At 30.9% G+C, this 23268-nt stretch carries 12 protein-coding genes; 7 read left to right on the top strand and 5 right to left on the bottom strand.

What is annotated here, in order from left to right:
• Positions 1–1141: 1141 nt before the first annotated feature.
• From K8B81_RS09540 to K8B81_RS09530, 3 genes are all read right to left on the bottom strand, one after another.
• Entirely contained in the window at positions 1142–4003 is a 2862-nt protein-coding gene (locus tag K8B81_RS09540) for an ATP-binding protein (RefSeq protein ID WP_223681205.1), read from the bottom strand.
• Positions 4004–4333: 330 nt separating this feature from the next.
• A complete protein-coding gene (locus K8B81_RS09535; protein ID WP_223681204.1) occupies positions 4334–5299 on the bottom strand; it encodes a hypothetical protein in 966 nt (321 codons plus the stop codon).
• Positions 5300–5455: 156 nt separating this feature from the next.
• A complete protein-coding gene (locus tag K8B81_RS09530) occupies positions 5456–9712 on the bottom strand; it encodes an NACHT domain-containing protein (RefSeq protein ID WP_223681203.1) in 4257 nt (1418 codons plus the stop codon).
• Between the two features lie 1555 nt (positions 9713–11267).
• Between K8B81_RS09530 and K8B81_RS09525 the strand changes: the two genes are divergently transcribed.
• Positions 11268–12476 (top strand): DUF6625 family protein, encoded by a 1209-nt coding sequence (locus K8B81_RS09525; protein WP_223681202.1) that lies wholly within the window; start codon positions 11268–11270, stop codon positions 12474–12476.
• Positions 12466–13353: a DUF6625 family protein gene (locus K8B81_RS09520; protein ID WP_223681201.1), complete on the top strand. Its 888-nt coding sequence runs from the start codon at positions 12466–12468 to the stop codon at positions 13351–13353. The genes K8B81_RS09525 and K8B81_RS09520 overlap by 11 nt, the downstream gene beginning before the upstream one ends.
• Positions 13354–13654: 301 nt before the next feature.
• Here the strand turns inward: K8B81_RS09520 and K8B81_RS09515 are convergent, their stop codons facing one another.
• The gene (locus tag K8B81_RS09515; protein WP_223681200.1) at positions 13655–14452 is read right to left on the bottom strand and encodes a glycosyltransferase domain-containing protein; all 798 of its coding nucleotides are present in this window, start codon (positions 14450–14452) and stop codon (positions 13655–13657) included.
• 761 nt (positions 14453–15213) lie between these two features.
• Here K8B81_RS09515 and K8B81_RS09510 point away from each other — a divergent pair.
• Positions 15214–16794 (top strand): thioredoxin domain-containing protein, encoded by a 1581-nt coding sequence (locus K8B81_RS09510; protein ID WP_223681199.1) that lies wholly within the window; start codon positions 15214–15216, stop codon positions 16792–16794.
• A gap of 377 nt (positions 16795–17171) precedes the next feature.
• Here K8B81_RS09510 and K8B81_RS09505 read toward each other — a convergent pair whose 3' ends face one another.
• The gene (locus K8B81_RS09505) at positions 17172–17339 is read right to left on the bottom strand and encodes a TIGR04149 family rSAM-modified RiPP (RefSeq protein WP_223681198.1); all 168 of its coding nucleotides are present in this window, start codon (positions 17337–17339) and stop codon (positions 17172–17174) included.
• Between the two features lie 318 nt (positions 17340–17657).
• Between K8B81_RS09505 and mreC the strand changes: the two genes are divergently transcribed.
• The 4 genes from mreC to K8B81_RS09485 all read left to right on the top strand — a co-directional run bounded on the left by mreC (position 17658) and on the right by K8B81_RS09485 (position 23225).
• Positions 17658–18449, top strand: coding sequence for a rod shape-determining protein MreC (gene mreC / locus K8B81_RS09500; RefSeq protein ID WP_223681197.1), 792 nt, complete (start codon positions 17658–17660; stop codon positions 18447–18449).
• 63 nt (positions 18450–18512) lie between these two features.
• Positions 18513–19733, top strand: coding sequence for a DUF6625 family protein (locus tag K8B81_RS09495; protein ID WP_223681196.1), 1221 nt, complete (start codon positions 18513–18515; stop codon positions 19731–19733).
• Positions 19734–19740: 7 nt separating this feature from the next.
• Entirely contained in the window at positions 19741–21933 is a 2193-nt protein-coding gene (locus tag K8B81_RS09490; RefSeq protein WP_223681195.1) for a peptidase domain-containing ABC transporter, read from the top strand.
• Between the two features lie 2 nt (positions 21934–21935).
• Positions 21936–23225, top strand: a complete 1290-nt coding sequence (locus K8B81_RS09485) for an HlyD family secretion protein (protein WP_223681194.1) — start codon at positions 21936–21938, stop codon at positions 23223–23225.
• Positions 23226–23268: the final 43 nt, after the last annotated feature.

Raw genomic sequence — 23268 nt, 5'->3', positions numbered from 1 at the left:
GCAATTATATATGATTTATTAGGCAAATAGGGAGATATTTATGAGATTTTATTTAAATATGTCAGCTCGTCTTTTAAAAATTGAAAGAAAGGATGTTATCCCCTACTTTCAGTTTCAACATTAAATCTGATACCTTCCTGTAGTGATTGCAATAAAGGTAAATTGGCAGCTTTTCCAAGGTCTGCAGTTGATGACACAATTCATCCCTATTATGATGATCTTGAAAATGTAAAGAGGCTGTCTTGAAGGGTTATTCAAATTAAGCCTCTATTGATCGAATATTATGTTTACACATCAGTAGGAAGAGATCCCATTTTAAATTGTAGGATAATAAACCACTTTGATTCGTTTAATTTGAACGCATTGTATAGATCACATGGTATTGAAGAATTTTCAAACAGGAGATTGGAGTTCGCTAATTTGTACAACAAAGCAGGAAGGGGTTTGCTTAGAAGTCATTTAGAAGAAGGATATCGAAGTCGCGTGGCGATAAATATTAATTCATGGCAAAGTGCTTTTTACGAAGCAATTTTAAATAATAATAATGATTTTATAAATGGGCTTTTTATCTAAGTATGATTATTAGTGTAAAACTTAGTAATATTGACCACTTGTTTCCAGTTTAAAGTGACCACCTCGTTTTGGTTTAAAGTGACCATCTAATTTCGGTGCAAAATGAGCACCTGAAAAACTACTTTTTTTTTCATGTGATAATTATTCCTTGATTATGCTTTTTTTCTTTCTAAAAGTTTCGAACCTAAACTCGTCAACGCTAGATTTTACTTAACTTCTAGTTTTTCAAAATAGAGTGTGCCACGATTCTGCCACAAAACTTAGAATGGGTGAAAAAATTGACAAAATTCGCCTTAGCTCTTAGTGGCAGAAATGATACCAAGTCCAGTTAAAGAAAATTGGAGAAAAGCTAAGAATGTTTTTTGCACTACTAATTAATTTGTAAAATCTCTTTTTAGAAATTTGAATGATCTTTAAAAATTAGTCTTAACATTTTATCTGCAAAAAGTATCAAGTCCATACTTGATTATTAGTCTATTATTAACAAGGAAGATGTCATGTAGTTTTTTTTTTCTAAATTATATGATCTCGAATAGAGTTTAGGTATTACATTACCGATAAGTAGATTTTAACGATTTAAATTTTCAAGGGCTTCTTTTAGCTTATCTCTGTTTTCTGATTCTCCTTTAATATCGGTAATACAGATCATTAATTCGATAACTCCTTTTAAGTGCTTGCCAGATCCAACCTTAAGTCGGTGTAAGATATTTACTGCCCATATCACTGCTCTCTCAGCAGCCTCAATTTCTTTATCAATAAGAAAACAAAACGCTATATCACATAAATATACTACCAGATTAAGATCGTTTCTATTTTCGGAAGGTAGTTCCTTATGCGCATTTATTGCCATTGAAAACATTTTCTTGGCTTCAGTATAATCCCTGTATTTTTTGCTTGCTGTACCCAATAGGTGACACTGTAGCGGCAGGGTTGGATCATGCCAAAGATTATGAATTTTTATTAAATCGTGTATCTCCTGAAATGTACCTTTAAACCCTTGAAGATTATCGAGCTGCAGGTAAAGATGAGCCTTGTTGCACATCATGTTTAATAAATGAGTTGAATTATTTTGCCGGGATTTGAAAATGGCTATAGATTTATCAAAGTATTCTGTAGCATCCTCGCGTTTATCAATACCAACAAGTGTAAGACCGTAATTATGGTATATTACCCCCAAATTGAAATCATCAGGGGCAAGGTACGCTACAGCTCTTTTTGTAAGATCCTCCCATTTTGGGATAATTTCATCCGGGTTGTGGAGCCAGTTTTGGATGTTTAGCATTTCATTTTCCAAAAGAAGCATTGACTGATAAATCGGCTCTCTGTATTCTTCTTTTATTTTCTTTACGAATGACTGTGCATATTTGACAAAGTGAACTGCTTGACTAGGATTCCCTTCTGCACCTTCTTTAAGGCGCGCAGCAAGAAAAGGCACATGGAACATTTGAGACAAAAATGAACCTTTATTTTTACGCATCTGATATAATACCGATTCCTGAAATATCATATCCATTTTAACATGGTTACCTGTGCGGGTAATCAATCCTTTTTTGTGAAGTAGATTTACAGCCTTTGTAAATGATGCTATATTTTTTTTCTCAGACTCTTTTACGTACCATAATACAAGATCAGTCATTGAGATGCCTTCTGCCGGAAGCATCGCAAAAAATTGCAGAAAATAGCGCTCGTCTGAATCGAGTTTTTTTAAGCTAAAGGTTTTTTGCAATATATTAAGAAGGCTTACACTAGTGCTTCCCAATTCAATGTCTACCTCTAATTGCTCATCATCTAAACGCTGATCCCTAAGATAGCTTAGAAATGTTTCCAAGGTAAGATCAAAACTTAAATGTATTGTTTTGGCAACAAGGACAATGGTTAGGGTGTTGTATTCTATAAGGTCGAAGAATTGCTCAAAAATATCGTTATCAACAGTCCTGTTTGGCTCGAATTTTCGATAGAGTTTTCTTGCGAATTCAAAGTGCAACGGTCTGACCTCTTGTGTTATCATCGTATCTATACGAACACGCGACGTAAGAATAATATTCCACTTATAAAGGCTTTTTAACTGTTCGAGAGTATCCTTTTCATCGCTGGAAAGATCGTTGATTATAAGAAGCCCTTTACCTTGTATATTGTTGAGTTTTTGTATAATTTCCTGAAATTTATTTTTGGGAGTTTGTTCACCATTGACAGAGAGATTTTGGATTAGGGTTTCGTTCAAGACGAAACTTTCGTATATCCCTGTTTCAACATCTATCCAAATAATATGGTCATAAGCACTGTGGTAATTATTAGCATATAGTTTAGCCAAAGAACTTTTTCCAATTCCTCCGACACCGCAAAGGCTTATACACCTATTTTCTGTAAGTAGAATATTTAATTGTTGGAGGTCTTCAGTTCTTCCAAGTATATGGGCGCTACTTGTATAGGGTACTAGAGTAAGATCATGCCCCAATGGATTGTCCTTTGGTGTGGCTGTGTCTAATAGTAGCGAGTTAAGCTGTATTGAATGTTCCGCAAGCGTTATATTGTAGTGCTCTAGTGTTTGTTCGACCTTGGCTACTTTGTCCTCCAGAGTATAAATTCTGACATCGAGAAGTTCTACGAGAGATTCACTTATTAAGCTCATAATCTGGTCGTCTTTTCGGGCCAGAATAACCCCCATCATGGCATTGTCTACTTTTCTGCTTTTACTATCTTCTAATTGGGAGCAGCGGCAGATTTCCGAAAGAAGTGCCTCGAGAAGCATTCCCGGAGGTTTGCCTTCGAATTTTTCATGTTTTAAATCTTCTAGAACAGCATTGTGCAGTGTAATGATACTTTCCGAAGGTGTTTCATGTCCAAAGAACCAGTGTATACGATGCACAAAATCATCAAGAAGTACAGCTTTATCTAGCTCTGTAATGAGTGTTGCGAATCCTGTTTTTATTTCAAGTTTCTCCTGATTAGTTTTTGTTTTGTCATTTAATTTTTTCCTGCAAAGGTCCTTGAACTCTTTTTTAAGGATTTCCTTCATTTTTCTAGTGCACTGGCTGTGCAGTTCTCCTGCAACTAGAGGCTGTGAATTTATCCAGGCAGCCAATAGGGTTTCGCTTTTGGTGAGTACTGTATTTGTGAAAAAATGAAATTGCAGTTCTGGATTTGTTTCCTTTTCCTCAAGGAACTGTACAAAAAAAGTAAAGAGTTCTTTTTTCAGGATGCTGTTTTGAAAACTGAAAGGAGCTTTGTAGCATTTTACCTGGGTATAGACCAATTTTTGCCCAACTTCCTTAATATCGTTACCAACTTCAGTAAAAACAGTTACATCATTTCCCTTTATGTAATGCTGAACCCATTTTTGAAGTACCGTTAGGTATTGGTAATAAAATCCCCGATTAACATAATATGCATCGTTATTGGTTTTTATAAGCTTAAGAATTTCTGGTGCCATATTATTGGTTGTGGTGAATAATCTCTGTAAATTTAAAGTTAAAATTTGTTGTGACTGCTAATTATTGAAAATACATATAAATGGCTAAGAGAGATGAATTAAGTTTGTTGAACAATATTTTTAATCTTAGGATTATTAAGATAATATGTATTCAAGTATCTTCTAAAAGTCTTGAAAAAATGAAGAATCTGGAATTTTAGGATCATTCATGAAATCATGTTTTCCATGTATTCGTTCGCCTAGTATAATTTCGTCAGCCGGTTAATCAATACATATTGGTTTTCCAGCATGTGAACCATCTCCATATTTATCGGCAGATTCTACCTGTTTCTAATCACGGTCAGCCTTTTCCCATACCCATTTATGATAAGAACAGATGTCTCCATTATATGCTTCTTCAGTATCTAAGTAAGTTCCACAAACTAAACAAGTCTTACTTTCTTGCTGATAACCACAAGCCAGGCAACATTCTTCTGAAAAAACAAATGTTGATTGTCCACATTCTGGACATTCTGTGTAGGGATCATTACCACCATCAACTACAGCAAGATATGCTTCAGCAGCAAGTTCTTCAGTAATACATTCCTCAATTACATCTGCTAAATCGAATTCTTTATTACATTTTTTACACCATAAAGGAAGAGCTTCACTTGGTGTATATATATGAATATCTTGTGCATGAATTAAATCTGATTTACATGATGGAGAACGTATGTTCCTAATTGCCTCAATAAGGATAGGATAAGTCCAGTCTACTTTCAAAAGAGATTGTTCACTCTCTTCTTTTTCCTTTTCATAAACCTCTTCCGCCTCCAGAAAAATATCACACGAAACTGGTCCCATAAGCGTACTAGGTTCTTCTTTAAGATGGGTAACGCAGAAATCTCGTATAATTCCAAAAGATTTTGATACCACTTCATTAATGACTGATGAAGATTTATCTGTATAATAATGTTCGATGTTGTTACGAAGATTGTTTATCTCGTCTATCAATTTCCAGTCAACTATAATTCCAAGCTCCTTAAATCGCTCTCTGATCTGCTGGACATCCACAGTTTTTTTCCCTTTTCCTTGAAAAGATAACTCTCCATTTGCATTGAGTACCGGTGTAATTGTTTGTTTTATTAATACTTCATCACTATTCTCTGGAGACATACGTCGTAATTTTTCTTTAAATAGAAGCAACATTCCAGCAAAAATATTCCGTATGGCAGATTGTGCTCTTCGTGGGTCTTCGTTTTTAAAATCTTCAAGCCCAATCTGGATTGCTTCTACTGCATTCTTCAAAATTTTCATATCAATTCAAGTTTGTTTTAGGTTTATGAAAGTTATTAATTTTTCAAAAAGTAACGTTGCTACCACTTTGATTTATTATGTTATATTATAATGATACAAAGGGTGCATCTTTTTCTAATTTAAATCTCATTTCAAAATAGCTTTTCAGTTGATATATTATCTAGTTGTCAAGAATTCCATTTTCCCAGTGATTTCATCATTCTCTAATTTATACAATCCTGATATTTGAAGTTGTCCTAAATACTCTCCTTTTTTCCAATGCTTATTTCCAATTACTTGTTTTTCGCCCTTGACATTCCATAGTAAGACAAGGTCTTCCTTTTCAAGCCATTCGATCAACTTATCTTTCCTTATTAGCAATCCAGTAAGGCTTTTATTATTGACTGACGGATCAAAACAAACAAGCTCGCCGTTGCCATCTAAAAACTCTCCTTCATTCTTGGAAAACTTCAGTTCAAGTCCTTCCTTAATTTTCTGAACTGGCTTGTGATAATAAATGGAATCGTTTTTAGAACAGTCGTATTCCTCCTCCCATAAAAAATATTCACTGGTTCTGTGAAATTCTCCAATAAGCTTACTATTTTTTCTGCTGTACACTTCAATCCAATCCTCACCACTATAATAGGGTTTATTATGAAACGCAAAGGCTGCAGACCAGTAATATTCCCTGGAAAAAACATTCGTCATTGTCCTGATTTCAGGTAAGTCGCTGCGGTAAAAATCTCCTTTGAATTTTTTTTCAATCTTTACAAGCTCGCTTCTGTGGACAAGATAACTTGATATCCAATATGCGAGTTTTTTTTTAACGCTGCCGTATTTATCTTCGCCAAGGGTTTCAGGTTCGGTCCAATTCAAATCAATATCAAGCCACAGCCAATTATTGCCATCAGGATCAGTAACTTCTAATATATCCGAAAGTATAGGTAGATTATCTTTTGCTATAAGCCAATCTTTTACTTGGCCATCAAATGAATTGAAATTCGTATTGAACCACCAATTGTGAGTGTACTTTTTATAACGCTCGGCCTTGGTTTCTTTGATTATCATACTTGGGTCAATGTCTCTTACATTTGGGTACCATGGTCCATCGTAGGAGAGTGTTTTCCCTTTTTCATCCCATTGGGATTCATCAAAAAGCTCACACTGGTCTGACACCCTTGCTAACAATTCATTGAACACTATCCATTGGTACTTTTTTCCCATCCGCTCTTTGTGACCACCACCTCTCCCTGATCCCTGATTGCTGTCAAAATCACTAAATATTTTGGGATCATAGCCCAGTTCAAAAATACTCTCGACAGCATAATTGCTTAATCCGTCGTAATCTACTTTCCAACTGCTGAATGCTCTTTGGAATACGTATCTGCCGAAGTCCCCATAACCGGCAGTCTTTCTACCGTACTCGGTAGTCATAGATCTAAGAATTGCCGTAGCACCCCATTGACCTTTGCCGAAGTGTCCTTCTTCACCATCGGGCTCAAACTTATCATCGATTTCTTTGTTGGAAGGAAATTTTGCAGGAAGCTTCTGGCTTTTATAGGGAGGCCTGACTTTAGCAAGATCGAAATCTAATTTTAAATGTTCGTGTAATGCAAATTCAATCACACCTCTGGCATAGTCACGCAACAAAATGTTGGGTATCACCATATCCTTGTTGAAAATGTTGTCATAGATATAGTTGCACAATTCCATCAACGACAGACTGTTTCCCGATCGTAATACACATCCATATGCAACGGCATACAATCTTTCAGATATATAGGGATCATTAACATCTTTAAACTTCTCTAAAAGTTCAGAAATCAAATCTATACGCTTTTCAAGCAAACAGATTAGTGCTTTGGTCGCAGCATCTCGAAGGTAACGATTTGAGCTGCATAAAAACCATGTGAGAGTTGTGCACGCTAATATCATTGCGTTGTCAGAAACATGTGATTTGCCATCATCTTTCCACGCCCAATCTATTAATCGGCTTACAGCATTAGTACTGCTTTTATCGCTATATTTATTCTGAAGATATGTTGTCCAGATTTCATCTCTATCTGCCATTGTAAAGCCACTTAAAAAGTTATGCAAACTTTCCGCATTAAAATAAAATTCCGGTTTCATTGATGCTGATATCACTGTACCTAAAAACCGATGGAATAATTCCTCGTCGTCAGCGATTACATCATTCACAAAATCTTTAGAAGCATCACCAACACTATCGGATTTTCGCCATATCAGGGAATTTAAAAAAGCATCTGCTATTTGATAATATGGTTTGGTATGTTCAGCGAGCTCAAATATTTCTTTGCCAGTCCTTTCAGGAAGTTGTATTGCCAAAGCCTCGATCAAGTTTTGATTTTTCCAGCACGCCACATTGTCCTTGACCAATTTGTAAAGCTTGCCTTTTTCAAAAGACTCTTTCGGGTTTTCTGTATCCAAATACTTATCCAGCAGCATGGAAACCGTAAGATGATCTTGGAATTTTTGGTAGGCAAAATATATTACTTCAAATTCTTTACCGTCATCCGACCATAGCATGTCTTTGTTGAAAACACCTTCAGAAAGCAGTTTTTTTAAGAATGGTTCAGGCTTATAACAATTGCCTGAAAAAATAGAGTCTATTGTCGTATTGGCATCATCATAGGAAAGAAATTCCTGATCTGAATCTACCATCTGAGACAGTACTGCATTGACTGCCTTGTGCACCAATTTCCTGCTTAGATCATAATGCAGCTCGGTAGCTGCAGAAAGTTTTGCATTGATGCTGTCCATATAAAAGTCTATTATGGAAGTAATACCGTCCACACCTGCGGGTATCTGTGTTAATCCTTTTGCCTGGATTGATTTGCAGAACAGTTTTAAAAAAAGCGGATTATGAAATTCAGGGTTCAATATAGGTGTTCCCGGCTCGATGATACCGTAAAAATCGAAAAAACGTTTAGTTGCTTCGTATTCGTAGTTAGCGAATCCTTCATGCTGTACTTTCAGAATAACAGATTCGTCAAATTTTGCATCAGGTGCAATTAATCGCTCATACGAAGAACGCAGACTCAATACAAGGCCAAGCCATGGAAATGATTTCACGGAGTCTATAAATGACTTTAAACGATTAGGCCATATTGACACACCTTCTCCTTCATTAATTGCGTCTATAAAGATTACAGTTCTCTTTTGAGCACTTTCAGCCTGAGCATTAAGCGCATTTAAAAAAACGAGCTCATCAATTCCGTTAATTCTTAACTGGTTGCGTAGGATTTGTGTCCAAGGCAAATCTCTATTAGAAAAATTTTCGCCAAGAAGGAAAAGGCTTTTCTGCTGTTTTTCACTTCTGGTTTTTACAAGGTCAGCAAATAAATGAGATTTTCCGATTCCAGCTTCTCCCATCAAAAGCAGGTAGGGATGATTAGCAAGAAACACTGTGTCGCCTGTTAAAAAATCCTTATATTCACTTATTGCAAAACTGAACTTTCCTATAACATCAATTTCTGTTGAGAACGGACGGGTGTAAGGGTGACGTTCAGTATTCTTTTCTTTTTCAGACCTCATGGCATAAAAGCCTCTCAGTACTTTCTCCGTAGGATCGTATGCAGCTTCTAAACTTTCAATAATAGTATCAAAACCTAAATTTTCACGTCCCTCAAAATCTATTTCCTTATAGTCCTTTTTGATTTTATTGACTATAGTATCTAATATTTCAATGCTTTCTTTGATAATTTCATTTTCAGTAGTAATCCTGATATCACGGTATTTTTCTATAAAATTAGCATACCTCTCATCTGATTGTTTTTTGAAGTTTTCATCTCTGGCAATACCATCAAAAATTTTAGCTATTGGCAATTCTACGTTCAAATCCTTTGTGTATCTTGCTCCCAAAGCTGTTGTGCTTTCCTGATTTTTATAGTTAAACCATGTATCAAGAAATTCCTCCTGATTAAACCAGAAGTATTTTAGGCCTTCATTTTCCTTTTTGGAAAGTCTTGTGATGAGTTCGGAACTACCCCAGAAATCAAATTTCAGGTCAATATCTTTTGTTTTAGCATAATCAATCCATTCCTGGATTTTTAACTTCCATTTGTCCAACATTGACTTTTTCCCATTGACCTTGCCGTCTGGCATATCAATGGGTATCGCAATAGAGTATCTTTTAATTTTTGGATGGTTATTGATTGCAGTAGTTACTGATTTGTCAATTTCTGTCCATTGAGTAGCAGAAAGGCTTGTTGTAAAATATTTTGCCTGCCACATGAACAAGTCGCCATTTTTTAGAACCCAATAACATTCTTTTCCACCATCTGGTTTACCCATTCTCCAAAATTTATCCTGGCCGACTAAAATTTCTCGTGAAGCCAGCTGGCATACTAGTTCTTCAAAGCCATCATTTAGACTGTTATTTAACGGACGTATATTGTTCCAGTTTATTGCCATTCTTAAATTTTTATTAATGAAACATATTGTTTGCTCATATCAAATACAATTATAGTATTGGTTAAGATCTTCATGAAATACAGGGGGTGTATTTTTAACTTCTGAAAACAAGGTTTTACAGAACGATAGCTATTGGTTACTTAGACCTACAAATTAAGACCTAATTCTAGGACAATATACTCTTTCCATTTGTTTTTTAGTACCTTATATTCTAAAAAAAAAAGATTTCAAGATCACTAGATTCTGCGCGGGTTAATTACCTTTTGCATAAGGACATGTATTATTCTAATTCTCATTTGCAGTTTACCAAATACAATTGCTTCGCCTTCATTTTTACATTCAATAACCAGTATGCTTTTGTCTCATTTCAGAAGCAAAGGTATTTCCGTGTTCTTAACGCACCAGCAAGGCTAAGCCTTACAGATTTGCCATAAAATTGCCACGAACTTCAAATTGGAAATTTTGTGGCACACGATTAAAATTACCTGTCATATTTAAATTTGGAATATTTACTATTTTGAATTCGCTTATATTTTCTTTAACATACCTTGGCTTCATGATAGCTGTAGGATTTATAACTCCAGGATATTGTGTTTTTGGTAGTTTTACAATATTTGGATTAAAACATTGAAGATTTTGAATTTATTGAATAGATTCAGAAATTATATAACAAATCCAATCTTTTTTTATTTATGTCTGATGACAAATACCAAAGCATATTTCATAAATTTTATTTTTACTTAAGTATATAAAATTAGATAATTAAAGTATTGTCAGGTATAACTACGTGTTTTGTATGACAAAAATGTTTCGTCCTAATCTGGCTCAGATATAATATGTGTAATCAATCAGAATACATCATTTTAGAGTATGATTAGAGTAAAATATTTTAATATAGTAAAAAAAATGTACAAAAGAAACGATTTTTAATTTTGCACAACTTTCACCTAATTCATAATTTGAGAGATTTAAAATTATAAAATCTATATTACCTAACAATAATGATCTATGAAGACAGTTTGACCTTTGAGTAGTAATTACTTTTAGACGGAACTGGTGGTCAGTTTAAATTTAAAAATAACGGGGTTTGATAAAAAAGTCAAACCCCGTTATTTTTAAACATACACACTTTTTCGGACAGTGTCGCTATTATCCAAAGCTTTATTGTCTCTGGCTGACTATATCGAATACCTGTTCAAATTTCAGAATTATAGTCCAATATCATTATTTTTTATTAATACAAACAATTAGTTTGTAAAAGTAGTTTTGTTAATATTAACTCACGTCTACTGCAGATATAAGTTTTACTTTTAACGAAAATATAATTTAAAACTGTTGTTTAACATTTATTTAACCAACGTATGTGTTAATTTTATTTTTGAATTTTATAACAAAATTACTAATTTGATAAATTTTTAACCTACGGGCACATGGTTCAACTTTATTAAATTATATGTAAACTTTCATTTAAAAGAATATTAAACCACGGAATTGTAATAATGGTGTAGCTGTTGCTCTTAAAGCTAAATTCTATCTAAACCAAAAATATATATATATGAAAAAAGTTGCCTTAATTAATTCTTTCTTTGGAGAGTTTCCTTGGTACTTTCCTTTTTTTATTAAATCTTGTATCGCTAATCCAACCATTGATTTTTTTATTTTTTCCGATGCTGAATATATGAATGCTATACCAGATAACGTTAAAATTATTCCATTTTCATTAGAACAGTTTAATAAATTAGCCACCCAAAAAATTGGTTTTGAAATAGATATAAAAAGACCTTATAAGTTATGCGAATTTAAGCCTGCGTTTGGCCTCTTGTTTTCAGATTATTTGCATAATTATGATTTTTGGGGAATTACTGATATAGATGTAGTGTATGGAAGAATCAGAGAATTTATGAATGAACAAATGTTGGATTCCTACGATGTTATTTGCGTTAGAAATGACTATATAACAGCATGTTGCATGCTATTTAGAAATACAAACTACATAAATTCCTTATTTGAAAAAAGTAAAGATTATAAAAAAGTATTTACTAATTTACGATATTTTGGTTTTGATGAAACTAACTTTGAACAAACCACTATTGTTGAAAGGCATGATATTTTTAAACTGGAATGCGAAATAGAAACTATGCAACATATTATTTTAAAAGAAGAAGAAAAAGGAAATCTAAAAATTCATTTTGATTTGTTTGTTTGTGATGGCAACCCTGGCAAAATGAAATGGGACAATGGTTTATTTTCTTATAATAATAAATTTGAAATATTGTTATATCATCTACAAAATTATAAAAATAATTTTTTTTCAAACAAAGATTTCACGTGGGATGAAATTCCAAATATATTTTATATAGATAAGTATAGCTTTAGAAAAAATAATTCCTTAAAAAGTTACTTGCATTTTTTTTATACTGATTACATAGTACCATTCTGGTGGGAGTTAAATAAAAAAATAGCTGTATTTTTATCTATATATTTTTTAAAAAATAGATGTAAAATGTTGAATGAAGGAATATATTTTAATATTCTTAGTAAAAACAATATTATTATAAGCAAAGACGAAAACCAATACAATTGTCTTAAATTCATGTATTCTAACGAATATGAATTGTATCAACTTATTTTTTTTAAAAATTTTTTCTTTGCAAAAGGTTTAAATGGCATATTTGAGTTTAAAGGGAATGAAAAATCATTCCAAATTATTGCTTATGATGGATTTTCAATTTCTTATACAATACTAGAATCGAATGAAAATTGAACATTCTATAGCATTAATTACATGTTGGTACGGGAATTATCCATGGTATTTTCCATATTTCATAAAATCATGTAGCTATAATCCGACGATAGATTTCATAATTGTTACAGATAATGTTGAGGAGATTTGTGCGAGACCTTGTAATGTTACTGTAATACATAAGGCCTTTCAGGAATTAAAATCTCAAGCATCTTTAAAACTAGGGATTAATCTCAATTTTACGGAGCCTTACAAAATATGTGATTTGAAACCAGCATTTGGATTTCTTTTTGAAGATTTCCTTAAAAAATATGATTTTTGGGGGCATACCGATATCGATATGGTATATGGTGATATTAGAGGCTTTATTGATTCAGAGACCTTAAATGAATATGATCTAATCAGTGCTAGTGAGTACTTTGTTACAGGTACTTTTTGTTTATATCGGAATAATGATTTTGTCAAAAAATTATTTATGGAAAGCAAGGATTATAAAAATGTTTTCTCTAACCCCAAATACTTAGGTTTTGATGAATGTTCTTTTTTATTTCATGAATTGCACGTGCCAGGAAGAACAATTTTTAATTATACAAACCATATACACAGCATGACACATGTAGTTCGAAAAGCTGAGGCGGAAGGAAGATTAAAACCTCTTTTTGAATTTTATCTATTTCAAACAATGACAGATAAAATTAGATGGGATAACGGCTTAATAATCTATGCTAATAAGATAGAGTGTCTTTTTTATGATCTTATTAAATATAAAAGATTATGTAAAAACAAAGAAGTAATTTATCCCATACCGAATGTTTTTTATTTTAACGAAAAAGGTATTAATAAAAACAGTTTTTGGAAATTATTTTTTCTAAGGGTATTAAAAAGAATAAAGTCCTAAATTTGACATATGGCCTGAATAATTAATTTCTAATTGTTAGACTTGAATGTATGATAGTAAGGAAATATTTGACATATTATCCTGTAAGATTTTGTATGTTGAAAGGTTTTACTTCACATTATTTATTAACTCTTAAAAAGATCTGAGATATTGAAGAAAGTGAATTGGTAATAAAATCTAAAATAGAGCGTTTTTGTATCAATTTAAATATGCTAGAATAAAGAGCAATATTTATTTGATAAATTTCAATTCAATAATGTAATTTAGCTTTACTTATAAAATTAAGTTTATTGATATTCAACTAATCTTCAGTATAATATTCAACAGCTCTATACTTTTCTATATTGGCATAAACCATTTCATGTATGTCATTATCAATTAAAAATTTTGCAAAGCCATTAAAATGCAAGTGGCAAGGTAACGTTTTAGTCAAGTTGTTCTGTAAACGAGTACCGTTTACAGTAAAATTAGCATTAAACCATTCCTTTTTATGTTCATAATATTGATTATAGTCAAGATCATCACCTTCAAATCCGGGAAAATATTCTTCAGCGACATCGGTGAAAAAGACACAAAAGATTTCACAATTTACATCTAAAGCAATTTTGTCAGTATTTTTAAAATATCTTTTAGTCCATAAATACTGATTACTCCTTGGAAATTTATTTAAATCAAAATCATTTTCTTGTAGTAATTCTTTTATATCTTTTGCTACACCAATGAAACCACCACTATTCAGGTATTTATATGGAGTTTTGCTATTTATTTCTGGATATTCGGATGACATCCCTGGATCAGGCCAACAGCCCAATTCAGCGGAAAAAACAATCTTTTTATTAAATGAATAATACTTAGAAAGAATTTCATTTTCCGATGCAGTAAATACTGCGTCTGTACCATCTGTAAAAAAAATAATTTCATTTTGATCAATACTATCGTCAGATAGATAATCAAGTAGAAGATAGTCTTTAATTCTTCTTGTACTAAAATCATTATTAGCAATAAGTGTTATTAATTTTAGACCATTTACAAAGCAGGAAAGCTTTAATAAATTGAAATTAGCATTGTTTACATCATTAATTACGGTAATTACTTTCATTTTGTTATTGGGATGTGACTTATTAAGTAATTCTTTAATAAAATTAAAAGTAAATGTAAGGAATTATATGTACATTTAATAAAAGTTATAAAGTTTGTAAAAAAAAAATCTCATTGTCGATTTCTATTCGGCTAAATTTAAACAGCATAATAATTGAACATATTGATTCAATATTTATGCACTAAAAAAAACTATTTCTCTTTATTTAGCAAAATAAAAGGAGGAAAATATAATTACTAAGTAATAACATGAAAGAAGCTCAGTATATGTTTGTAAACTTAAGGAAATCGTTTATTATTTAATGGTGATGACCAATTTACGGCAGTTGGTATTGGCATCCTATACTCTTGCAAAGACTTTATAAATGCTTTTACAGTAAAATCTAAAGTGTGAGTTCAGCTATGAAAATTCAATTTTAGAAGCTTGTAAATTTGTAAATTATATGTATTTAAATACCAGAAAATATATTACAATAATTTGGTTAATCTCTAAAAACATCAATAAATTCTTGTGAAATTCATTAAAAATACTACATTTGAATTTTATTTAAATTATAGAAATATTAATTATTTAGTACAAAAAAAACATAAGATGTAGAATCATCATAATAGTTAATAAAAAATCAATAAAAGTTAAAATTATATTTTTTTTAATAAATACAAATGAGGCATTTATCAGTTTTAATATCTTATTAAAAGTTGGCGATAGATGAAATGCCAATAAAATTTTAAACAGTTTTACAACATATATTATCATACAACATGAATTCAAATTTTGATTTTCTTTTTAATTACTTAGAAAAAGAGGAGATACCCTTTGATAAGTCTGAGTTTTTATTTCAAGTACAATCTCATCCACAATACCCAAATATATTATCTATAGCAGATACGTTAAGTTTTTTTAATATTGAAAATGGAGTTATTGAAGTTGCGATTTCGGATATTGAACTATTACCAGATTCGTTTATTACGTTTTTGAAAGAAGGTGCCGATAATGTAAAAGCTTTTTTTGTAACTAAAAAAGATGGTTACTATCATTGCTCATATGAAAGAAAGACAAAAATATTAGATATAAATGAGCTAAAAGCACTATGGAGCGGTATAGTTTTCTTGGTGGAAAAATCAGAAAATGAATTTGAAACTAAAGCGAAAAAAAATACTTTCTGGTGGCTTAAACTTTTAATCTTTTTTTGTTTGTTTGCAATAATATTGTATTGTTTTTCTCCAAATTTTCAAAGCTTTTTGTTCTTTATATTTCCAATTCTGGGTTTAGTATTTTCATTAGCTGCATTAAAAGATTTATTTGATACTAAAAGTGAATTGCTTGATAATTTTTGTAATATGACAGCAGCTACTAGTTGTACTGATGTTCTTGGATCCACAAAGTGGAAAATATTTAAGTTTTTTTCTTTTGGTGATTTAAGCGTAGTTTTTTTTAGTACGCAGTTTGTTGGGTTTTTACTTTTTATTTTTAGGTTAAATGAAACATTATTTTTTGATTTACAAAAAATCTTACTATTATGTTCTGTTCCAGTTTTATTTACTTCTATTTATTATCAAAAGTTTGTGGAGAAAAAATGGTGTCCAATTTGTTTGATTATTATTGGTGTATTTCTATTAGAAATAATATATGTGGAAATTAGACATCGAAGTTCTTTTAATTTTCATATTCATTCCTTTATTATTTTCGCTTTTACATTTACATTAGTTTCTACGTGTTGGTTTATTCTTAAACAATTACTTTTAAAATTAAAGAGCTTGAAAGAGTTTCAAATTAAAGGTAATCGGTTCATGCGCAATTATGAAATCTTCAAAAATAACTTAGTTGCATCTCAAGCAATACAGAGTATACCCTTTCAGTCTCAAGAGACTATTATTTTAGGAAACCCAGATGCTATTCTAAAAATAATTGTCGTAACCAGTCCTTTCTGTGGTTTTTGCAAGGTTGTACACGAGGTAATTGAAGAAATTATTGACAAATATTCTGAAAAGGTGTGTTTTCAGATTTATTTTAATTTTAATAATAATTCTAATGATAATGAATCAAAAATGATTCATCATAAGCTTATGTCAATTTATTTTAACCAAGGATCAAAGGTTTTTATGAAAGCTCTCGGTGATTGGTATAATAAAAAAAATGAAATAAAAATTATAGGAGATTCGGTTATTAATAGTAATCTTAACTTAGATCTAATTCTGGAAAAACAATTCGAATGGTGCCAACTTAACGGTATAAATTATACCCCGGCAATAATAATCAGAGGGTATCTTTTACCAAAACAATATGATAAGAAAGACTTAATATATTTTATAAATGACTTATCCGAAGATCATGAATTTTAAACTTTAATAATAAACTAAAATTTATTGTTTTATAGTTATACCTTTAAACAGACTAATTTTGTACTAGATATAATTTTAAATAACCGCTTTAATATTCAGTTGCTCTAATGGATTATTATTTTATCATTTTTTAAATTATAGCTATTGTAATAATTCTTTCTAAACCTAAGTATCTGGGGAAAAATTTAGCTAATTTATTCATCAAAGCCATCTTCTTTAAAGTTAATATTCTGTATTTTAAGACAAAATGCGATATCAATTTCATTTTATAATCAGTATTAGCTGATGTTTAAATAGAAAAAAAAATCGCATTTTGGGTTTATAAAATAATCTGAGTTATTTATATATCATTATTTGTGTTAATGATAATACATATACTAACCAACTCGACATTTATATTCACCATAATAATATTCACACCAGCCTCCAGCTGATTTACACCATAGCCAGCACTGATTGATATCTTGTCCATATCCACCAGAAATAGCCTTCATTTCTTTTCTTGAAAGCACGTTTTTCGCAGTTTTTAAACTTAATTTTTTCATGTTCTTTTTAAGTTAATAATTAATAATTTTTTGTTTCTTAATACATGTTTTTAAAATATTTTATTAATGCATAAGAAATTTCGGCTAATATATATATTTATTTTTTATCTTGTGCAAAAAATGTCTGTATTTTGTTAATAATTTGATAATAATTAATAGATGCTATTCATCTTGAAAACGAAAGAATTAATGAGTTTATTAAAAATTGATTTTAAAAACATTTATTAAAATTAATTACTGAACTATAATTTAACATATTAAAAAAAAAAGTGTTTAAGTCATAAAAAGATTTTTACTTTTGTCAAAAAAAACTTTAAAATGCGCAGAATACTTAATTTTCTTTATAATAACACTACTACATTATTATTTTTACTTCTTCTGGGGATTTCCTTGGGGCTAACAATTCAATCACACTCTTACCATAAGAGTAAAGTTATAGGTGTAGGGAATTTATTGTCTGATAGCATTTATAAAAAAATTGATGATACAGATAAATATATAAAGTTGGTAAATAAAAATGACTCATTGGCTCAAGAAAATGCTAAATTATTAACTATCCTTTTTAATAGACAAGAAAATATAAAAGAAATAAAAGTTGATAGTATTTTTGGAATTCAATCAAAAAATATAGTTGTATCTAAAGTTATAAGGAATATCTATAATTTACAACATAATCAGCTAACAATAAATTCTGGAGCTAATGATAGTGTTAAGATCGACATGGGAGTAATAAATAATTTAGGGATAGTAGGGGTCATAAATAATGTTTCTCCAAATTACGGAGTAGTAACTAGCATTTTAAATAGAAAATCTTTAATAAACGCAAAAATTAAAAATAGCAATTATTTTGGAACATTAAGTTGGAATGGGGAAAGTACAGGTTTTGTCCAGCTAACAGATATTCCGAGGACTATGTCTATAAAAAAAGGGGATACTGTTGTAACTGGTGGAATATCTGAGATTTTTCCTGAAAATATTGACATTGGAACTGTTGATAAGATATCAAATGAAAGTAATTCTTTTGTTCTTAACATTAAGCTCTTTAACGACATGACAAATCTGGGATATGTTTACGTGTTAAAAAACAAAAATTTAAAAAAATCTAAATAGAAATATTTTATATAATGCATTTAATTCTTTCATGTACTTTAAACAATAAACCAGAATTACCATATGAAAAAAATTAGCTTAATAAATATTTTTATTGGAGAATTCCCTTGGTTTTTTAAACTCTTTCTGAAATCCTGCGAGGCTAATCCTACTGTTGACTTTTATATTTTTACTGATAATGTTATAAATTATAAAATAGCTGATAACATAAAAATTATTCCCTTTACGCTTTATGATTTTAATAACTTAGCATCACAAAAGTTAGGGTTCAACATTAACGTTGAAAAAGGTTATAAGCTTTGCGATTTTAGACCAGCTTTTGGAGTTATATTCTCAGACTATATTGAGAAATATGATTTTTGGGGAATTACGGATATTGATGTTGTTTATGGGAGAATGAGAGAATTTCTAACAGATCAAATACTAGAAAAGTATGATGTTATTTGTGTTAGGCATGCCTTCATTACAGCTTGTTGTATGCTTTACAAAAATACTGATTATGTAAATAATTTATACAAAAAAAGTAAAGATTATAAAATGATATTTACAACTCAAAAAAATTATGCTTTTGACGAAACTAATTTTGAAAACTCTCCTTTTTTCACTGACATACATGATATTTTTAGGATAAAATGTGAAATAGAAAGTATTCAACATGTGATTGTGAAAGAAGTTGACAACGGAGATTTGAAAGCTCATTTTGATTTCATGTTAATTGAAGGAACTCCCGGCAGGTTAAAGTGGAATAATGGTCTTTTTTCTTATAAGGAAGAAATCGAATTTATGTTATACCATCTAATGTATTATAAATGTAATATTTTTGCAAAGAATATTTTAAAATGGGATGAAGTTCCAGATGTTTTTTATATAGATAAATTTGATTACAGGTCAAATAATTCATTAATAACTCGTTCTAAAGTTTTGTATGATAATCATATTAGACCATTTTTATGGAATATTAATAAACATATTGATTTTTTTCTGTCATATAATTTTATTAGAAAAAAAGTTAAAAATCTAGCAGAGGGAGATTATTTTTATTATTTGGATAAAGAAAAGGCTCGCGTTAGTTCAAACAGCTATGGCGAGAATTTTATTACAATAAAAAACCATGACACTATTGCACTCTATGAAATGACTTTTAGTAAAGGGTACTTTTTCGCAGGGAATTTAGGTTTGATCTTTAAAAAGAGTTTTGAAGATTCCTGTATGCAGAAACAATTTGACATAATATATAGCAGCGGTCATAGTAATACTTATAATAAAATAGAAAAATCATATTAAATAAGGCTTGAAAAACTTCACAAATTACAAACAGGCAGATCATAAGGACTGTGGACCAACGTGTTTAAAAATAATTGCTAAACATTATGGAAAAATAGTTAATATTCAGGATTTAAGGGATGCGAGCGAGACTACTCGCGAAGGAAGTAATTTACTCTTCTTGAGTGATGCAGCAGAGAAAGTTGGTTTTAGAACGTTAGGTGTTAAATTGAGTTTAGAAAGGTTAGAGGAAGCGCCACTACCTTGTATTTTGCATTGGAATAAAAATCACTATGTAGTTCTTTATAAGATTAAGCGTGACAATTATTATATATCTGATCCTGCTTTTGGATTAATTGAATATAAAAAAATGGATTTTCTTAAATTGTGGATTGGAAATAACGCTGATGAGCTAACAGAAGAAGGCATTGCCTTATTGATAGAACCAACACCAATTTTTTTTCAATCTGAGCTTGATAAAGATATAAACAAAGGTTTAGGTTTACAACTATTGTCTCAGTATGTGCTGCGTTATAAGTCTTTTTTAATACAGCTTACAATTGGTTTAGTTGCGAGCAGTTTGTTGCAACTTATCTTTCCTTTTCTGACACAAAGTATTGTGGATATTGGAATACAAAACCAAAACATTAATTTTATTTATTTAATTCTTTTTGCTCAGTTATTCCTTTTTGCTGGAAAAACTTGTCTGGAATTAATCAGAAGTTGGATATTATTGCATCTTTCAACAAGGATAAATATTTCATTAATTTCAGATTTCTTTATTAAATTAATGAATTTACCTATATCCTTTTTTGATGTTAGAATGACTGGAGATATAATGCAACGTATTAATGATCATCGTAGAATTGAGCGAATTCTTACTACATCATCATTAAACGTTTTGTTCTCCATAATCAATATGATTGTAATGGGGGCAGTTTTGGCTTATTATAACCTAAAAATATTTTTGGTTTTTTTTACCGGAAGCGTGGTTTATTTCGGATGGATTACTTTATTTCTCAAGCGCAGGGAAGTATTAGATTATAAGCGTTTTGCGGAGGTTTCACAGGAACAAAATAAAGTAATGGAACTTATCAATGGAATGCAGGAAATTAAACTCCATAATGCCGAAAAACAAAAACGTTGGGCATGGGAATATATTCAAGCTAGGCTTTTCAGGGTTTCCATAAAAGGATTAGTTTTAGAACAGACTCAAACTATTGGTTCTTCTGTCATTAATGAATTAAAGAATATTTTTATCATATTTTTATCAGCTAAATTAGTTATTGACGGTTCAATTACACTTGGAATGATGCTGGCCATCAGTTCTATAGTGGGAAATTTAAATGGTCCGATTACACAACTTATTGAGTTTGTGAGAGAGCTGCAGGATGCCAAAATATCATTGGCGAGACTATCTGAAATTCACGAAAAAGAAGATGAAATCCAGCAAGAGATCCATCAAACGAATGAGGTTTCGTATGATTCAGATATAGAGATAAATAATCTTTCGTACCGTTATCTAGGAACTGATATTCCGGTTTTGGATAATTTGAGTTTAATAATTCCAGCCAATAAGGTAACGGCAATAGTAGGAATTAGTGGGAGCGGAAAAACAACTCTCATGAAATTGCTTCTTAAATTTTATGAACCTGAAAGGGGAGCAATTAATATAGGAAATACGAACTTAAAAAACATTTCTCAAAAAGCTTGGAGGTCAAATATTGGTACTGTGATGCAGGAGGGTTTTATTTTTAGCGATACAATTGCTAATAATATAGCGATAGGAGTAGATAAAGTCGATAGAGAACGCTTAGTATATGCTGCGGATGTTGCTAATATAAAAGAGTATATAAGCGGTTTACCACTAGGTTATAATACAAAAATTGGTGCTGAAGGAACTGGAATGAGTACTGGACAAAAACAGCGATTGTTGATAGCAAGAGCCGTTTATAAAAATCCAGAAGTTCTTTTTTTTGACGAAGCTACTTCGGCTTTAGATGCGAATAATGAAAAAGAGATCATGCAAAAATTGGATGTTTTCTTTAAAAATAAAACCGTGGTTGTTATTGCGCATCGACTTAGTACAGTGATGAATGCTGATCAAATTGTGGTTTTGGACAAAGGAAAAATTATTGAAATAGGATCTCATTCATCTTTAGTAGAACAGAAAGGGAATTACTTTGAATTGGTTAGAAATCAATTACAATTAGGGAATTAATAATGGTAAAAGATACATTTGAATTAAGAAGCGAGGAAGTACAGGACATCCTCACCAAAGTACCTCATTGGATGATTCGTTGGGGTACAGTTTTGATATTTGTAATTATTCTGATGCTTTTTTTCATTTCCTGGCTAATAAAATATCCCGACGTTATAAATACAGAAATTGTAATTACTACCAATATACCACCTGATAAAATAGTCGCTAAATCATCTGGAAGAATTGAAGCTATTTTGGTAAAAGATAAATCGTTAGTGCCTAAAAATACAACATTGGCTATTATCGAAAACACTGCCAATTACAAAGATGTTTTTTTATTGAAAAGTATTGTGGATAATTATAATGTTAATAATCAAAAAGAAGCTTTTCCATTTGCATTGCTTAGAAATCTTCAGTTGGGCGAAATTGAAAGCGCATTTGCAGTTTTTCAAAAAGATTATCAGTCTGAAACATTAAATCAAGATTTACACCCTTTTGAAATCGAAAACCGAGCGCAGATTTCAGAGAAATTGCAGATCAAGGAAAGATTGGGAATTTTGAAACAGCAAAAGGTGATAAACGAAAGCGAATTACAACTTCAGAAAAATGAAATTATGCGTTTTGAAACACTTTTTAATAAGGGTATTATCTCAGCTCAGGAAATGGAATCGAAGAAGATGAGTTATTTGCAGGCCGAAAAGAGTTATAGGGGGCTATTGTCGTCAATTTCACAATTAAAGTCTTCATTGATAGATAATAAAAAATCAAGTGCGAGCTCCCTTATAAATAGTACCAAAGAAGAAGTTATCCTCGAACGCAATATGGCACAATCATTTTATCAGCTGAAGAAAGTAATAAAAGAATGGGAATTGGCCTACACATTAAAGACATCAGTAAGTGGTGTAGTCACCTTTTTGCAAGTTTGGACAGAGAATCAAAACATAAATACGGGTGACAATGTGTTTTCTATAATCCCTGATGCAAAAAATGATTTTGTTGGAAAAGTAAAAGCGCCAGCATTGAATTCAGGAAAAATAAAAGTAGGACAAAAGGTAAATATTCGTCTGGCAAATTTTCCTGACAGAGAATTTGGCGTACTGTATGGAAAGATTCAGAATATTTCTTTGGTACCCGATAAAGATGGAAATTTATTGTTGGATGTTGCTCTGCCAAATAGATTGCAAACATCTTATAAAAAGCAAATTTTGTTTCAACAGGAAATGAAAGGAAGTGCAGAAATTGTAACCGAAGATCTACGATTGCTCGAAAGAATCCTGTATCAGTTCAAAAGTTTATTTGAACAGGTTTAATTTAAATAAAATACTTAATTAGTACACATAATACAAATCTAAA

It is taken from the genome of Flavobacterium hibisci (assembly GCF_020026925.1).
Lineage (GTDB): Bacteria > Bacteroidota > Bacteroidia > Flavobacteriales > Flavobacteriaceae > Flavobacterium > Flavobacterium hibisci.
This window is presented reverse-complemented; position numbering and strand designations above follow the sequence as displayed.

What these genes read in the sequence shown, in the direction of transcription:
- K8B81_RS09540 (WP_223681205.1), bottom strand. Translation starts at nt 4,003, where the DNA reads ATGGCACCAGAAATTCTTAAGCTTATAAAAACCAATAACGATGCATAT.
- K8B81_RS09535 (WP_223681204.1), bottom strand. Translation starts at nt 5,299, where the DNA reads ATGAAAATTTTGAAGAATGCAGTAGAAGCAATCCAGATTGGGCTTGAA.
- K8B81_RS09530 (WP_223681203.1), bottom strand. Translation starts at nt 9,712, where the DNA reads ATGGCAATAAACTGGAACAATATACGTCCGTTAAATAACAGTCTAAAT.
- K8B81_RS09525 (WP_223681202.1), top strand. Translation starts at nt 11,268, where the DNA reads ATGAAAAAAGTTGCCTTAATTAATTCTTTCTTTGGAGAGTTTCCTTGG.
- K8B81_RS09520 (WP_223681201.1), top strand. Translation starts at nt 12,466, where the DNA reads ATGAAAATTGAACATTCTATAGCATTAATTACATGTTGGTACGGGAAT.
- K8B81_RS09515 (WP_223681200.1), bottom strand. Translation starts at nt 14,452, where the DNA reads ATGAAAGTAATTACCGTAATTAATGATGTAAACAATGCTAATTTCAAT.
- K8B81_RS09510 (WP_223681199.1), top strand. Translation starts at nt 15,214, where the DNA reads ATGAATTCAAATTTTGATTTTCTTTTTAATTACTTAGAAAAAGAGGAG.
- K8B81_RS09505 (WP_223681198.1), bottom strand. Translation starts at nt 17,339, where the DNA reads ATGAAAAAATTAAGTTTAAAAACTGCGAAAAACGTGCTTTCAAGAAAA.
- mreC (WP_223681197.1), top strand. Translation starts at nt 17,658, where the DNA reads ATGCGCAGAATACTTAATTTTCTTTATAATAACACTACTACATTATTA.
- K8B81_RS09495 (WP_223681196.1), top strand. Translation starts at nt 18,513, where the DNA reads ATGAAAAAAATTAGCTTAATAAATATTTTTATTGGAGAATTCCCTTGG.
- K8B81_RS09485 (WP_223681194.1), top strand. Translation starts at nt 21,936, where the DNA reads ATGGTAAAAGATACATTTGAATTAAGAAGCGAGGAAGTACAGGACATC.